Below are 16666 nucleotides of genomic sequence, written 5' to 3' on the forward strand. Positions count from 1 at the left end.
GGTCAATTGCGAGACAGATCAGACCAGAGGCGAGGCGCGGGGATTGAGGCTCGGCCATTGCTGGCGCGGTGTCGGTGTTTGCAACGAGGGCGGCGCCACGCTGCGATTGCTTTCGTAGCGGGCGAAATACAGCTGCGGCGTATGGCCCGGCAACGCCACCAGCGGCGCGGAACCCGAGCAGCACCAGCAATGCTGCATGGTGGAATGGCTGTCGTTGGACGGGGCTTTCTGCTCCGTGGTGCCGATGTTGATCGCCACCATCTTCGTCCCGCTGCCGGTGCAGAAACTGCTCCACAGCAACTGTTCGGCCGGTGAATTGGCCGCCTGCGCCATCGCCCCGGTCATCGGCATGGCGAGCATGTTGAACAGCACTGCGAAGCAGGCGATCCAGGCAAATGCGAGCCGGTGTCGGTTCATGGGACAGATCCGTTGGGTGGGCGATCAGGCGCGGCTATTTAGCCTGATCAGGGCCGATAAGTAAAAAGGCGTCGTGCGGTTTGGTGTCGCAGATCAATTGAAACAGAGTGTAGCGGTGGAAATTCGCAACGCCAGACTCATCCGCCGTTCCTGTAGGAGCTGACGAGTGGAACGAGGCTGCGATCTTTTGATCTGCTTTTTAACGTTCAGGATACGAGCTGTCAGGTCGCACGCCTTCGCGAGCAAGCCCGCTCCCACAGGATCCCTGGCATACACAAACTATGCAGTCGCTGCCGACCACTGTGGGAGCGGGCTTGCCCGCGAAGGCGTACTCGAGATCTGCGCTTGGTTAAAGCCGGGTGAAGGCGGCAAGGGCAGCGAGGACTTCAGCCGTCGTCACAAACTCCCGATCAACCCCCGGCAACACCGGCCGCTTCAGCACCATCACCGGCACTCCCAACTCCCGCGCCACTTCCAGTTTCGGCTCGGTCGCGGTGCTGCCGCTGTTCTTGCTGATCAGCACATCGATTTGCCGGCGTTCGAACAGCGCGCGTTCCTCCTCAAGCAGAAATGGCCCACGGGCGCCGATGACTTCGCAGCGTTCGTTACCGGGGTAGACGTCGAGGGCGCGCAGGGTCCAGAACTGGTTGGCGGGGATTTCGTCGAGGTGTTGCAGCGGTTCGCGGCCGAGGGTGAACAGCGGGCGGCGGAACGGTTTGAGGGCTTCGCTCAGTTCGGCCCAGTCGCTGACCTCGCGCCAGTCGTCGCCGGCCTGTGCCTGCCACGCGGGGCGGCGCAAGGCCCAGCAGGGGATGCCGGACAGTTGCGCGGCGCGGGCGGAGTTGTGGCTGATTTGTGCGGCGTAGGGGTGAGTGGCGTCGAGCAGCAGGTCGATGCCTTCAGCGCCAATGAACTGCGCCAGACCTTCGGCCCCGCCGTAGCCGCCGACCCGCACCTGGCAGCTCAGATCAGTCGGCACCCGGCCCACGCCCGCCAGGCTGTAAATGTGTTCTGGCCCCAGCGTGCGGGCGATGGCCAGCGCTTCGGTGACGCCACCGAGCAACAGAATACGTTTCATGCAAAACCTCCGGCATGGCCGACGATGCCGCCCTGCCGATCAATCGCAAACACCTCGACCTGCACCTGCGCCGGGACCACGCTGCGGGCGAAATTCAGCGCGTGGCGACAGACCTCATCGCCGAGGGCAATGCCCGCCGCGCTGGCCATCGCCAAGGCCTGCTGACTGGTGTTCGCTTCACGAATGCTCTGCTGCAACGCCTGATCAGCGCCAATCGCCGCCGCCCATTCAGCCAGTTGCGGCAGGTCGATACTCGAATGCCGCGAGTGCAGATCCATGTGCCCGGCCGCCAGTTTACTGATCTTGCCGAAGCCGCCGCACAGGCTGAGTTTATCCACCGGCACTTTGCGCAGATGCTTGAGCACCGCGCCGACAAAGTCGCCCATTTCGATCAGGGCGATTTCCGGCAGGTCGTAGACCCGGCGCATGGTGTCTTCGCTGGCGTTGCCGGTGCACGCGGCAATGTGCAGATAGCCGTTGGTTTTCGCCACGTCGATGCCCTGATGGATCGAGGCGATGTACGCCGCGCAGGAAAACGGCCGGACGATGCCGCTGGTGCCGAGGATCGACAGGCCGCCAAGAATGCCCAGGCGCGGGTTCATGGTTTTCAGCGCCAGCGCCTCGCCGCCCTCGACATTGACGGTGATCTCGAAACCGCCGGCATAACCGCTTTCGGCGGCGAGCAGGCTCAGGTGATCGCTGATCATCTTGCGCGGCACCGGATTGATCGCCGGCTCACCGACCCCGAGCACCAATCCCGGCCGGGTCACGGTGCCGACGCCTGCGCCCGCGATGAAGCGAATCCCCGGCTCGGCCAGCAGCCGCACGTGCGAATAGAGCAGCGCACCGTGCGTTACGTCCGGGTCGTCGCCCGCGTCCTTGATCGTTCCGGCCTCGGCGCCGTCGGCGGTCAAGCGGCAGAACTCCAGGCGCAACTGCACTTGCTTGCCTTTGGGCAAAACGATCTGCACTGCATCCGCCGACGTGCCGCCAAGCAGCAGGCGTGCCGCAGCGAGGCTGGTGGCGGTGGCGCAGCTGCCGGTGGTCAGGCCGCTACGCAGGGGCGCGGGTTGTTCGGCGGTTTCGTCACGCATCGAGGGGTTTGACCAGATCCAGCAGGGTGATCGGCAGCGCCTGACGCCAGGTGTCGAACTCGCCTAGCGGTTGCGCCTGGGCGACATGGATACGGGTCAGTTCGCCGCCGTGGCGTTCGCGCCAGTTCATCAGGGTGACTTCGCTTTGCAGGGTCACGGCGTTGGCCACCAGTCGGCCACCGGGCTTGAGTTGATCCCAGCAGGTTTCAAACACGCCTTCACGGGTCACGCCGCCGCCGATGAAGATCGCGTCGGGTCGCTCCAGCCCGGCAAGTGCCTGCGGCGCACGGCCACGCACCAATTGCAGACCGGGTACGCCCAGCGCGTCGCGGTTGTGTTCGATCAAGGCCTGTCTGCCTGCGTCCGCCTCGATGGCGATGGCGCGACAGTTGGGGTGCGCGCGCATCCATTCGATGCCGATCGAGCCGCATCCGCCACCGACATCCCACAGCAGTTCGCCGGGGATTGGCGCGAGGCGGGCGAGGGTGATGGCGCGTACATCGCGTTTGGTCAGTTGGCCGTCGTGCTGGAATGCCGAGTCGGGCAGTCCGGCCAGACGCGACAGACGCGGTGCATGCGCATCGGCCAGGCATTCGATGGCGATCACATTCAGATCGGCAATCGTTGGCTCATTCCAGTCATTGGCAGTACCGTCGATGCGCCGCTCGGCGTCGCCGCCCAAGTGCTCCAGAACGCTCAGGCGACTGCCACCAAAACCGCGCTCACGCAGCAGCGCCGCGACTGCCGCCGGACTTTGTCGGTCATTGCTCAGCAACAACAGGCGCACCCCGCTGAACAGGTGCGCATTGAGTGCTGCCAGCGGCCGTGCGACCAGCGACAGTGTCACGACATCCTGCAGCGGCCAGCCGAGGCGGGCGGCGGCCAGCGAACAGGAAGATGGCGCTGGCAGGATCAGCATCTCGGCGCTCGGCACGTGGCGCGCAAGGCTGGCGCCGACGCCATAGAACATCGGATCACCGCTGGCCAGCACGCACACGGCTGCGCCGCGCTGCTCCAGTACCGGCGCGAGGGAAAACGGGCTCGGCCACAGTTCGCGTTCGCCGCGTATGCACACCGGCAGCAAGTCCAGTTGCCGCTGGCCGCCGATGATCCGCGAAGCAGCCAGCAGGGCGCGCCGGGCGTTTTTGCCCAGGCCCTTGAAGCCGTCTTCACCGATTCCCACAACCGTCAGCCAGGGTGCCATGCCGTTCCTTAATTCAGGGTAGATCTTCAAGGGCGGCATGATAACGCGGCTGCCGGCATCTGACGCGGGTCTGTCGTCGCGGCGCGTTGACAGCGGCACGGAAACTTGATGTTGAGCAAAAGTACTTTTTTCAACGAGTGTTTTTGTTAGTTTGGTTCAAGTCAGCATTTGTGAGTAAGTCTGGCGCCATAAAACCTATAACTTTAAATCAATGCCAAGTTGGCAGGAGATGATATGGATATCAGTTCCAGTACACGTTCAAATCAGAATAATGCAATGGCCGTTAACAATATGTTATTCACCGGCCTGGAAGGTCGGGCCGAGGCCGATAACAACTTTGTGAAGAACTGCATTTATCTCGCGCAGATCAAGGCGGACAGTGTTTATAACAGCAACACTCAGCCGGCGCAGTGGTTCGATTATTTTGCCGGGGTCCTCTGGTCGTACGACTGGGTTCCTGAGGAGCAACCGGCGGTGCTGGTCCGGACGGAGTTTTCGGGAAGTGTGCAGGAGGCATGGCGGCGGTTGGCAGCACCCTTGCTCGCGCGCTCTCAATTAGAGCAGGTTGAAGCAGGGCTGAAGGCGCTGGAAAAAGATGCAGCGCTGCTACAAAGGTTTACCGCCCTGAGTGGCAAAACCTTCACCTCGCATATTTTGCCGGTCAGCCAGAACGCCAGCGGCGAACTGGTCGTGGTGCTCAGCCATATTCGCTTTATCAAGTTGGTATTGAGTACCAACTATCTGTTCTGGCAGGTTCATCAGCCGATGTCGCAACTGGACATCCGCGCCAGAAAACTGGTGATCACGCGCCGGGCGATGGATGCCAGACGGGCAAGCGTGGAGCAAGCCATTCGCAAGAGTGCGTCCAGATTTGAGGAATACGAGCTCTGAGGCAGCGCCAGGCGGTGAGATTTGCAGCCTGGCTGCAGTTTCCGACCGGCAGGCATTTTCATGCGCTTGGGCAAAGCAGGCATAATGGCGACCTTTCGCCCACCACAGCGCTGCCAGCCAGCCGGTCATCCCTTGAACGAACGCCCTATGTCCACCGCTTTACGCCCCTCGGCTTGCCCGGGGTTGCTGCGTATTGTCCAGGCGCTGGACGGCGGCATCTGCCGGATCAAGCTCAATGGCGGCTCGATCAGTGCCGATCAGGCTGACGCGGTGGCCGATGCCGCCGAGCGTTTCGCCAGTGGCGCGATCGAGGCGACCAACCGCGCCAATCTGCAGATTCGCGGCATTGGCGAGCAGTCCGCGGCATTGATCGAAAGCTTGCTGACCGCCGGCCTGGGGCCGCAAACCGCCGCGGGCGACGATGTGCGCAACCTGATGCTCAGCCCGAGTGCCGGCATCGATCGGCAACTGCAATTCGACACTCGGCCACTGGCGGAGCAGATTCTGGCGACCCTGCAAACGCATCCCCGTTTTCACGAGTTGAGCGCCAAGTTTGCCGTGCAACTGGACGGCGGAGAGGCATTGGCGATGCTCGAACATCCGCATGATCTGTGGCTGTCGGCGTTCGAACGTGACGGTGAAATACTCCTGGCGTTCGGTCTGGCTGGCTGCCCGACAGATCGTGCGATCGGCGCCGTGACCGTGGAAAACGGCCATGCGCTGGTGGTCGCGGTGCTGGAATTGTTCCTTGAGCTGGCTCGGCCGGAGCAGACCCGCATGCGCCACTTGCTCGATGAATGGCCGATGCTGGCCTTTCTCGAACAGTTGCGCGAACGCGTGGCGATCAGAGCCGCCATTGCCCGACAGCGCACGCCGCTGGCGGATGCGCTGCACATCGGTATGCACGCGCAAAACGCTGACGACCGGGTGTATGTCGGTGCGGTGCCGGCGCTCGGTCGTCTCGATCCGGCCATGCTGCGTGGTGCGGCCCGACTGGCCCGAGAGTTCGGCGATGGCAGCCTGCGTTTCACCCCCTGGCAAAGTCTGCTGTTGCCGAACGTGAAGTCCACCGACGCTGCGCAAGTCCTGCAACACCTGGCGCAGATGCACTGGCTGACGGATGCCGGCGAGCCGTTGTCCCGGCTGATCGCCTGCACTGGCTCCAGCGGCTGCGGCAAAGGCCTGGCCGATACCAAACACGACGCGCGGCGGCTGGCGACGTTGTTGCCACAGGCGCAGCACGTGCACCTGTCCGGTTGCCCGCGTTCTTGCGCCGCGGCCCATCGCACACCGGCAACTTTGCTGGCGGTCAGCCCCGGTCACTATGACCTCTATTTTCGCGATGCAACGCTGCCGGGTTTCGGCACGCTGCACGCACGCAACCTTACTATTGAAGCGGCCGCGATCCTGCTCGACGCCCGCTCATGGAGCCCCCTTGATGCTTGATTACATCCGCGACGGTCAGGAGATCTATCGCAACTCCTTCGCGATCATTCGCAGCGAGGCCAATCTGGCGCGCATCCCGGCCGATCTGGAAAAACTAGCGGTGCGGGTGATCCACGCCTGCGGCATGGTCGAGGCAGTCGATGGTCTGCAGTTCTCCGAGGGCGCCGGCAAGGCCGGACGCGATGCGCTGGCGGCGGGTGCGCCGATTCTCTGTGATGCGCGGATGGTGTCCGAAGGCGTGACCCGTGCGCGTTTGCCGGCGAACAACCCAGTGATCTGCACCCTGCGCGACGACAGCGTGCCGGAGCTGGCCCGCGAGTTGGGCAACACCCGTTCGGCGGCGGCGCTGGAGCTGTGGCGTCCGCACCTGGAAGGCAGCGTGGTGGTGATCGGCAACGCGCCGACCGCACTGTTCTATCTGCTGGAAATGCTCGATGCCGGCGCACCGAAACCGGCACTGATCCTTGGCTTCCCGGTGGGCTTCGTCGGCGCCGCCGAATCGAAAGCGGCGCTGGCAGCGGACAGTCGTGGCGTACCGTTCGTGATCATGCAGGGCCGGCTCGGCGGCAGCGCCATGGCCGCCGCAGCGGTGAATGCCCTCGCCACGGAGATCGAATGATGCAGGCCAAAGGACGTCTGATCGGCCTCGGTGTGGGCCCCGGTGATCCGGAACTGATTACCGTCAAAGCCCTGCGCCTGCTGCGCGAATCGCCGGTGGTGGCGTACTTCGTCGCCAAGGGCAAGAAGGGCAATGCGTTCGGCATCATCGAAGCGCACCTGCAGGACGCGCAGAATCTGCTGCCGCTGGTGTACCCGGTGACCACCGAAGTGCTGCCGGCGCCGCTGTCTTATGAACAAGTGATCAGCGACTTCTACGATGACGCCGCCGAAGAAGTCGCGGCGCATCTGGACGCCGGGCGTGACGTCGCGGTGATCTGTGAAGGCGACCCGTTCTTCTACGGTTCCTACATGTATCTGCATGATCGGTTGTCCACGCGCTACGACGCCGAAGTGGTGCCGGGCGTATGCTCGATGCTCGGCGGCGCCTCGGTGCTCGGCGCGCCGCTGGTGTATCGCAACCAGAGCCTGTCGGTGCTCTCCGGCGTGTTGCCGCATGAGGATCTGAAGCGACGTCTGGCCGACGCCGATGCGGCGGTGATCATGAAGCTGGGGCGCAACTTTCCCAAAGTTCGTGCGGTACTCGAAGAACTCGGTCTGGCCGAGCGGGCGCTGTACGTCGAACGCGCGACCATGGCCAATCAGAAAATCGTGCCGCTGGATCAGGTCGAGCCGATGTCCTCGCCGTACTTCTCGCTGATCATCGTCCCGGGCGAACGGTGGCAAGGTTGATGACGCCATCCACACCGGCCATTGTCATCCTCGGACAGGGCGCACTCGCCACCGCGCGACGGATCCAGCAGCTGTATCCGACGGCGCAGATCCACGGCCTCGCCGGACGCGTCGACGGCGCCGACTGCAGCTATCAGGAATTCGGCGCGACCCTGCGTGAGTTGTACCAGCAGGACACGCCGATCATTGCCTTGTGCGCTGCCGGCATTGTCATTCGCACCCTGGCGCCGTTGCTGCTGGAGAAGGGCGCTGAACCGGCGGTACTCGCCGTGGCCGAAGATGGCAGCGCCGTGGTGCCGCTCCTCGGCGGCCTCGGCGGGGTGAATGTCATGGCCCGTGAAATCGGCGCCGCATTGCAGGTCGCAGCGGCGATCACCACCAGTGGCGAATTGCGTTTTGGCACTTGCCTGCTCAATCCACCCAGCGGGTATGCGCTGGCGGATCTGGAACTGGGCAAGCGTTTCGTTTCCGATCTGCTGGCCGGGCACAGCGTGCGTATCGAAGGTGCGGCGCCGTGGCTGGATCAGGCGCAGCTGCCGCAAGACCCGCAGGCGCAGCGCTCGATTCATGTCGGCAGTGCCGAGCGTGTCGCGAGCGCCAACGAGTTGCTGATCTATCCGCGCAGCGTGGCGGTGGCCGTGAGCGCGCAGCTAGACGATCTGCCGAATGCCGTGCGTGCCGCGTTGCAGCAGGCCGGGGTTGCGCAGCAGTCGCTGGCCTGTCTGCTGGCGGCTGACACTGAAATGGCCTCGGCCAGACTGCGTGAAGCGGCCCTCGAACTGGGTGTGCCGCTGCGCTTTGTCGCGGCGCAAAAAGATCTCGGCGAGCTCGCCCGTCAGGCACTGCCACAGGCCACGATCAGCAGTGCCAACGGCCTGGCGATTGCCCTCGCCGAGCAACCGCTGGACGTCGCACAGATCGGTCGTCAGCGTGGGCGCCTGGCGGTGATCGGCCTCGGCCCCGGCGCTGCCGAATTGATGGTGCCTGCGGTCAAGGCGGAACTGGCGCGGGCCACCGATGTGCTCGGTTACGAAACCTATGTGCGCATGGCCGGCCCGTTTCGCGATGATCAGGTGCAGCACTGCACCGACAACCGCGAAGAAATGCAGCGCGCCCGCCACGCCTTCCGGCTGGCAGCCGAGGGCCGTTCGGTGATTGTGGTCTCGTCCGGTGACCCCGGCGTATTCGCCATGGCCGCGGCGGTGCTCGAAGCGTTGCACGAGTCGAGCGATCCGGCCTGGCACAGCGTCGAACTGGAAATCCTGCCGGGGGTGTCCGCCTCGCTCGCCACAGCTGCGCAAGCGGGTGCGCCGCTGGGGCATGACTTCTGCGTGATGTCGCTGTCGGACAACCTCAAGCCGTGGTCGATCATCGAGAAGCGTCTGGATCTGGCGTCCGCAGCCGATCTGGCCCTGGCCTTCTACAACCCGATCTCCCGGGCGCGTCCGTGGCAACTGGGCCGGGCCCTGGAAATCGTCGCGCAGCATCGCAGCGCGGCGACGCCAGTGGTGTTGGGGCGCGACATTGGCCGGCCGGGGCAAACCCTGCGCGTGACCACGCTGGGGCAACTGACCCCCGATCAGGTGGACATGCGCACCATGGTGCTGATCGGTTCCTCGACCACTTGCACCTTTGCCAAAGCGGACGGTGGCGAGTGGGTCTACACGCCGCGTTGGTACGGCGAAAAGCCGCAATCGTGAGTGCTGGCGAGGGAGCGTGCTCCCTCGCCATAGCCGCTGTCCCGCGTGGATTCTGTGAAATGCTCCGCGTCTGACTTTTCAACCTGACTTGTACGATTTGCTCCGCGTCTACGTGAGAGCTTTCCTGTTGCTTACATTCTGTCCGACTTATCCTGAATCCTCTAAGACCTGTACCAAAGTTTAAACCGAGGTAATGACGGGACTTGTTAAGTTGCGTTGATTCATAACGGGGTTACCAGCAATAACTTGTTGCTGTTACAGGTGTTGCCAGTTGTTTTTTAGTTGTCTGTTTTGACATGTATTGAATGTTTTGCAGTTTGAGCCCTGATTCGCCAGTGGTTAGTTTGGCGGCCATGGAAAGTGCCAGCAGGCACACATGTCGGCTCAGGGCAAAGGAGAAACTTTCATGCAGGATCAGAGACTTCAAGACGCCAGTGGTTATGTGAATTTCATCAACCTGTTCAAACAGGCGGATCTGGAACAGGCCCTGTTGGCGCACCGCGACAGTGACGCCTGGCAGTCAGTCTGGCGTTATTACTTTGCATGCATTGGTCTGCTCGATTCGCCCCGATTGATCGAACCCCTGGCATTGCTCAAACAATCGCTGGGGCAGTTGCTCGGCCTGTCGCGCGTGCGCCGCGATGCCGACGACGCGCCAGCACGACCCCAAGACTTATCGCAGATCTACAGCCGCATCGAGGCCTTCGAAACCCGCCTGCAAAACAGCCAGTCCTATGCCAGGAGCGTGGCCACTGAGGTACCGAAAAATCTGCACTTTGTCTGGCTCGGCGGGGGGCTGGGCCCGATACAGCGGGATTATCTCAACGTATGGAAACAGGTCTTGAGCGGGCAGGGCTATCGCCTGCATCTGTGGTACGACAGTGACGCGTTGCTGGCCTGGCAAACCGACAGATTGATCGTTGAGGCCGCCAAGGCTGACGCCATGCAACAGGGTGGCGACCACAGCATTTCCGCATCGGCTCTGGGCACGTTGTACGAAGAACGCGTGATCGTTCTCAAGCAACAGATGTTCATGCACATCCAGGCCGCGCTGGAGCAGGGGCTGTCAGCGGATGAAGCGCGGGTCGACCTGTTGGCCCGGGCCTACGGCCAGGACGCCGCAGATCTGGAGACGCGGATCGAACAAAACCGTCGCAGTCTGCTGGATCTCGCGGGCGGCGATCTGCAGTTGCGCGACCTGCATGACCTCGACACGCCACTGCAATTGCAGACGATCTACGAGCGCGAGACCCGGTTGCGCGGCAATCTGGCCGCCGCCTCTGATGTGGTGCGGGTCGAGGCCTTGTATAACGAGGGCGGCGCCTATGCCGATGTCGATAATCTGCCGCCGCTGGCCCGGCGCCTGGGGGGCGTTGACATCAGTGGGTTCGGCGGCGATGCGCGTCTGGGCGTCCTGCAACTGTTGCTTGATCACAACCCGCACTGGATGCCTGGACGGCAGACCCGGCGTGACACCTACACCGACTACCTGGACCGCCTACCCGCCGAGCATCGCCCCGCGCTTGAGGCCTTTGCCCGGCAACAGCCCGCGCTGAACGAAGTGTTCCAGGCCCCGGCGCAGCTGCTGGTGCGGCCACAGGCCTTGCGAGCCGTTGCCGTACAGAACACGTTGAGCAATTCATTCCTGACGGCCCATGCGCAAGCGCCGATGCTCAACAGTGTGATCGAGCGGTTTCGGTTCAACTATGAGTCGATCGACGCAACGGCCCGCCTTGCTGCCAAGCGCGGCGTCGCCTTGAGCGATTTTGACGGCATGACCGGGCTGGCGCGCGAAGTGCTCGAGCAGGCCTTTGGCCCTCTGGCCGAACTGTCGATGACCGAAGACGTGGCGGCCAGCTTTCTGATGCTGGCCATCGCGGGCTACTTCAGTGACGGCATCCGCCCGCAGAGCGAGGGGACGATTTATCTGACCGGCCCGGCGGCGATGCGCGATGGCATGGCCGATTACGAACGGCAGCACTTTGTCCCGCGAGAAGCGGAAACCCTGCGCCTGGAGGCGGCCATCGAGCCACTCTGGATAATCAACGACAAGACCGAGGAAGAACAGGATCACTCCTGGAAAGACAACGCCAACGACGATGAACAATGGGTTGTCGACGAGCAGCAACGCTGGCGGCAAGGGCAATACAGCGCGCGCTACAACGGTGATGTGGCGGCCCTGCTGAAACAGCAGAGCGTGCTGTTTGAAGAAGGATGGCCGGTCATCGAAGGCCGGCCGGTGTTGTTGACGGATGTTCTGCAACGGATGATCGACAGGCTCGGTGAACCGTTCGTGGCTGCAATGCGCCGAGGCCATAATGGCGCGCTGGATTTTCCTGCGGGCCCGGGGCTCGATTTCGCCGACCGTCAGGCCATCAAGGCGCAGCCTGCAATGCTGCAAGCGCCGGTGGCGCTGAGCGACGAGCGGGTTCAGGGGCTGGCGCTGGATGAATTGCTGAGCAGTATCGCCGAAGGCTCGCTGCAGTTTTTCCAGGTCAGTGCCTTGCAGCGGGTGCTGTTGGGGCAACTGTTGGGCGCGGGCTCACTGGACAATCAAAGTTTCATGGCGGTCGCTGCCGAACTCGACAACCTGGCCAACCGTGTTGCCGAAGTGGGGGCGTCGGTGCGCTATGCGGCCATCGAGCGTCATCTTTATCAACAGCGGGCGACGGCGTTCATGGCCGGTCTGGCCAGCCATGTCGATCAGCCGATGCTGTCGTCGGACAGCGCGCTGACGCTGAAGCGCGCGGCGCTGTCGCAGGCTCACACGCTGTTGCAGTGGGGGCGGCATGTCGGGCATATCCAGGAAGTGGCCACTCGCGAGCATCGTGAGCAGGTGATCCTGCGATTGGGGCAGGTGCTGGGGCAAATCGAGGCCAGCGACATCAAGCTGGTGCCTCAGGATCTGTTGCTCAAGGGCCCGGGTGATCCCGGTGGCCGCTGTTATCCGCTTGCGCTGATCATGAGTGCTGCGCTGGAGCACGGTGTTGCCGCATCGCGGCGCTTGCGCGAGCGTTTTTTCCTGGCGACTGTCGAGCCGCACCAGAGCGATTCGAAGGTGTTCCTGGAGGCACTCGAGGAGTTGCAAAGCGTGCAATTGCACGACATCGGCCAGCCTCTGGGACGTGTCGATCTGCAGCAGCTCGGCAGCACCCTTGAAGCCTACGGCAGCTCGCGCACGCTGATGCTCAACTCGGACAATCACGCCATGCTGCTGGCGAAAACCTTCGACGGCGAACGCATCACTTATCACTTCTACGATCCCAACTTCGGCGTGTTCGAGTTCAGTGATCCGGCCTTGTTCCGGCGGGCGCTGACCGACCTGTTTCTGAAGCAAGGCCTGGCGAAATACTATGCGGCCTATGGTGACGAGGCGCGCCCGACGTTTGATCTGATCGAGTTGCACGGGCAAAAAATCTCGGCTCTGCAGCTGTCCGCCGGCTTTCGCGTCGGGCAATTGCTGGCGTCCGACAGTGTGCTGCCGGAGCATTCAGGTGGACGGATTCGCCAGCGCCTGAACAGTGCGCGCGGCCAGTCGCTGGTCAGCAATCCGCCTCTGGGGCGCAGTCTGCGCGATCTGGACAGTCATTGGTGGGGACAGCAGATCGCCCACACGACCGACGCCTTGCAGGCGCTGCACAGCTTGGCAAAACCGCTGGTGCCGCTGTTCGAAACCCTTGAGATAACCGCCGATGGCAAATACCGGATCAACCTGATCGACCCGGTGCAAAGCGAGGAGGTGGTGCAGGTGGTCAGCACTGATCATCGTCTGCTGCGGATCAGGCGCTATCTGTCCGAGCAGTTCGCGACCCTCGGCACCCGGCCCGCGCCGGAGTTGATCGAGGCCGGCGCCGTGCACACCCTCAATAGCGGCTTCACGATCCAGGCATTGATGAACGCCTTGCGCGGTCGCGAGGGCGACGGCCGCACATTGACCACTGCCGTGCGGCTGCACGCGTACGTCAATTACGCGCAGCTGGCGCACGGCAATATCGCGGATGTCGCGGGACTGATCGCTCTGGTCAGAACCGCGCTCAAGGAGGAGAAGGTCATCGCCCGCACCTGCGCACCGGTGGTAGGCGAGGCGCTGGGGCATGTCGCCAACGAAGGGGTGGGAGCGGTGCTGGGGCTGGCGAATGTCGGCTTCGACATCTATCAATTGGCGGCGGCGGACAACGAGCTCGAGCGGGCGCAGTTTGGCACGCAACTGGCGTTCGACTCCGCCAGTCTGGCATTGACCGCTGGTGGTCTGGGTGCGGCCACTGCGGGTGCGGCGACGGCCGCTGCCGTGCTCGGCGGTGCCGGGGTGATCCTCGGTGGACTGGCCGTGGGCGTCGCGGCCCTGGCCCAGGGCTTTGCCAGAATTGCGCAACAGGCGCAGGACGTCGGGCTGTTTTTCGACGATCTGGAGCGGGCCTATCGCGGTGTTGGATATCGCCATGATGCTGCGCAGGGGGGCTGGGTCGTGCACCCTGCGCTGATCGTGCAACGCCTCGATTTCAGCCGCGCCAGCCTGCTGCTCGGCAGCCCGAAGGTGTATCGGTTGCGCGACCATTTCGGGGTGCCGGATTTCAATCCGGATGAGCAACAGGCGCTCGATCTGCGCCGCGAACTGGGGCTTCCCGGTCACCTCAATGTCGAGCTGCCGGGTGGGCAACTGGTCGTCCTGCCGTGTACGCCGATCACGTTCTACGGCTACGAATACAAGGCCTTGCCGTTCTCCAGTCTGCGCCACGACACGGGCTTCGATACCGCTCGCAGGCTGGAAAAAAAGGATAAGGACGGCCAGTGGAAATTCCTCTTTTCGTTCTACTCCTTTCCCACGCACTACATCGTGAATCGCCTGGCACCGTCGTATCGGCCAACGGTGATCGAGGTGCAACTGGACGCCCGCGAGCGTGCGCTGGCAGTGCCGATGGTCCCGACAGCCTGGCACGATCTCCTGACTTACCGGATTGAAGGGGCGGGCGCTGCGTGCTCGCTGATCCTCAATCGCGGCGTCAGTATCCAGTTGCAGGCGCCCAGCCTGCAGCTGTGCCAGTGGAGCCTGGTGGCAACCTGGGCGACCGAGGCGGATGTGCGGGTCGAAGTCGGTGGGGGGCTTTCTGTCGGCGGCGTCAAGGTGACGTTCACCGGCAGGGGGCGCCACGAGATCATGCTTCAGCTGACAGGGCGCCAACGGTTCAAGGTCAATCGCGCTGGCGGGCGACTGGATATTCTCGAGCAGAGCGCACCTTCCGGTGAGAACGAGCAATCGCTGCTTCTGCATTACCAGGGGCTGGCCCGGGAGCATCGGCTGGGGTTGCCCTACACGCCGGTTCAGCATTTCCCGATTCCGTTTGAGCCCGAGGACCAGCCGCGCTACACCACGGCCTGGTACGACGCTGCAGAGAATCGTTTTCTGTACATCCGCAGCGCAGAGGTGCTGGCCGCGGATGAAGCGTTGCTGGCGGTGGTGGTGAATGATTTTGCCTATTTCTACGAAGCGCAGAACTACGATATCTGGCAGGTCGATGCAGTCAGCGGATTGCTCAAATACCGTTACCGCCTGCTGGTGCTGGCCGGTGAATGCCACGTGCGACGCATTGATGCCGATGCCCAAGGCGTGATCCATGTCGAGCAGCAATGGGTCGGCGCTGACGGGAAAGTCACGCAGTTCAATTACCTGATCCATGACGGCCGGTTGCAGCTGGTGGCGGTGATCCACGAGCTGGACCGGGAGCTGGGTCGCCAGGTGTTTGCTCAGCCGATCCTCGCGCAGTGGTCGCTGGTGTTTGGCGAGTATGGGGTGCTATCGCCGGTGCCCGAGCGTGCCGGGGTCACCACGGTCGACTGGCAACCGGCGGACTTCGTGTCCGTCTGCTGGCTGTTCGATGCGCACAAGCGTGACCTGGTGTGGATCCGCAGTCGTGACCGCTTGTGCATTCATCCCTATGCCCCGTATCCGCACACCCGGGGCTGGGCCGATTCGATCAGGCAGCTCGGCGACCTGGTGCTCCTGCCCCTCAGCGATGAACACGATCTGTTTTGCATTTACGACCGGCTGGCGCAGAAGTTGTGCCGGGTGCAACGGACCACGTCCGCCGGCAGCGAGCGCTGGCCGGCGCAGTGGACGCATCAGTGGGTGCAGCCCGCCGGGCTCAAGGACGTAGTGGCGGTTGAGGGTGGGTACCTGGCGCTGACATACGACGGGCTGTTTTTCAACCTGAGCGCCCAGGGTGAAGCGTTGCTTGGGGGCACTACTGAGCGTTGGCTCAAGGATCGGGCGCAGTGGTGGCAGGCACTGCAAGCGCTGGCGACGCAGTATCCGATCAACAGTTTTGCCATTCTCGGTGTGCGCAATGCCGGCGGTGAGCGCAACCTGTGTGCCTGGACGGTGGATAACCGCTTGCTGTTGTGCGATCCGGGCCACGAGCGCGAGATGCGTCTGCTCGGTATCACCCCGGACAATCAGGCAGCGTGGCTGTTCGACGTTGCCAGCGGCGCGATCTGCAGGCAGGTGTTCTTTGACCATCTGCTGCTTGAGCAGGCCTTCGGCAGCGGCGCACAACTGTTGTCGGCCGACCTGCTGCCGGCGCCGCAGGCCGAGTGGGACGACTGGCGATTCAGCCGTGTGACCGGTGATGGCGGCGGGCTGCGCGGGACAACGGTCAACGGCGTGTCACTCCTGTTGCGGTCTGAGGAAGCGGAGCGAATCATTGGCGTCGAACAGCGCTGGGTCCGCGAGCACGGCGAACAATGGCTGGCTGCACTGCAGGCCTTGCTCGAGACCGCCGAACATGAGCCGTTCATCGCCGTGGAATCCGGCTCCGGCAGCCTGCAATGGTACGACGTGGCGAATGCGCGGTTGATCCGCGTGGCGGACCAGAATCTGCCACAGGATTGCGAATTGCTCGGCACTCGCCACCGCAATGTGTTGTTGCACGAGCGCCAGGCGCAGCGGGTGGTTGTCTACCCCGGCCACCAGAGTATCGGCCCTTTCGAGTATGTGCAGCGTGACGCCGAGGTCCTGGTGGTCGAGGCGCAGAACAAGCTCGAGGACCTGTTGCCGCTGATTGCCGATGACGTGCGCTGTCTGGTTCTGCGCTTGGGGCAGGGTGATGTGACCTGTCACCTGTCGAAGGCCTGCTGGTTGCGTCTGGATTCGGTGATCGTCGATTGCCGCCACCGTCTGGGCGAGGTGCCGGCGATTCCCGGCAAGCTGATCTGGCAGCTGGATGTGCCGCAGCAACTGCAACTGTCGCAGGTCGGGGAGCATTTGCTCATCGTCGACCCGGACCGCCAGCACAGCCTGATCCTGCGTGATGTGTGTTCGAGTGATCCGGCGATGCGTGGCGAGGTGTTCATCGGATTCGAGGGCGGTCGCTCCTATCCGGTGTCGAGCCTGGTGCAGTGGCTGCGTGACCACGCAGACGCCGACGGCAGTGTCACGCTTGAACGATTGCTCGACGCCGTGCCGGCGTGACGCACCGCTGTAACTGAAAAG

The 16666-nt window shown here is 63.3% G+C and carries 10 protein-coding genes; 6 read left to right on the top strand and 4 right to left on the bottom strand.

Annotated features, from left to right (window positions below):
• Nucleotides 1-18: 18 nt before the first annotated feature.
• The 4 genes from ACVHNU_RS28115 to cbiE all read right to left on the bottom strand — a co-directional run bounded on the left by ACVHNU_RS28115 (nt 19) and on the right by cbiE (nt 3793).
• Nucleotides 19-417: a DUF2946 domain-containing protein gene (locus tag ACVHNU_RS28115; protein ID WP_473018704.1), complete on the bottom strand. Its 399-nt coding sequence runs from the start codon at nt 415-417 to the stop codon at nt 19-21.
• A 349-nt stretch (nt 418-766) separates the two neighbouring features.
• Entirely contained in the window at nt 767-1495 is a 729-nt protein-coding gene (locus ACVHNU_RS28120; protein ID WP_473018705.1) for a cobalt-precorrin-6A reductase, read from the bottom strand.
• A complete protein-coding gene (locus ACVHNU_RS28125) occupies nt 1492-2589 on the bottom strand; it encodes a cobalt-precorrin-5B (C(1))-methyltransferase (RefSeq protein ID WP_473018706.1) in 1098 nt (365 codons plus the stop codon). Before ACVHNU_RS28125 ends, ACVHNU_RS28120 begins: the two co-directional genes overlap by 4 nt.
• The gene (gene cbiE / locus ACVHNU_RS28130; RefSeq protein ID WP_473018707.1) at nt 2582-3793 is read right to left on the bottom strand and encodes a precorrin-6y C5,15-methyltransferase (decarboxylating) subunit CbiE; all 1212 of its coding nucleotides are present in this window, start codon (nt 3791-3793) and stop codon (nt 2582-2584) included. Before cbiE ends, ACVHNU_RS28125 begins: the two co-directional genes overlap by 8 nt.
• A gap of 234 nt (nt 3794-4027) precedes the next feature.
• Here cbiE and ACVHNU_RS28135 point away from each other — a divergent pair, with 234 nt between their 5' ends.
• The 6 genes from ACVHNU_RS28135 (at nt 4028) to ACVHNU_RS28160 (ending at nt 16645) form a co-directional block, all read left to right on the top strand.
• Nucleotides 4028-4684 carry a hypothetical protein gene (locus ACVHNU_RS28135; protein ID WP_473018708.1) on the top strand — a complete coding sequence of 219 codons (657 nt, stop codon included), beginning with the start codon at nt 4028-4030 and terminating at the stop codon, nt 4682-4684.
• 147 nt (nt 4685-4831) lie between these two features.
• Complete coding sequence (cobG, locus tag ACVHNU_RS28140) at nt 4832-6130, top strand: precorrin-3B synthase (RefSeq protein WP_473018709.1); 1299 nt, start codon at nt 4832-4834, stop codon at nt 6128-6130.
• Complete coding sequence (locus tag ACVHNU_RS28145) at nt 6123-6749, top strand: precorrin-8X methylmutase (RefSeq protein WP_003221256.1); 627 nt, start codon at nt 6123-6125, stop codon at nt 6747-6749. Before cobG ends, ACVHNU_RS28145 begins: the two co-directional genes overlap by 8 nt.
• Complete coding sequence (locus ACVHNU_RS28150) at nt 6746-7480, top strand: precorrin-2 C(20)-methyltransferase (RefSeq protein ID WP_408980417.1); 735 nt, start codon at nt 6746-6748, stop codon at nt 7478-7480. The genes ACVHNU_RS28145 and ACVHNU_RS28150 overlap by 4 nt, the downstream gene beginning before the upstream one ends.
• The gene (gene cobJ / locus ACVHNU_RS28155; RefSeq protein WP_473018710.1) at nt 7480-9180 is read left to right on the top strand and encodes a precorrin-3B C(17)-methyltransferase; all 1701 of its coding nucleotides are present in this window, start codon (nt 7480-7482) and stop codon (nt 9178-9180) included. The genes ACVHNU_RS28150 and cobJ overlap by 1 nt, the downstream gene beginning before the upstream one ends.
• Before the next feature lie 406 nt (nt 9181-9586).
• The gene (locus tag ACVHNU_RS28160) at nt 9587-16645 is read left to right on the top strand and encodes a TcdA/TcdB pore-forming domain-containing protein (protein WP_473018711.1); all 7059 of its coding nucleotides are present in this window, start codon (nt 9587-9589) and stop codon (nt 16643-16645) included.
• The last annotated feature ends 21 nt before the right edge of the window (nt 16646-16666 follow it).

The organism is Pseudomonas sp. Ors-4-3C (genome assembly GCF_055755035.1).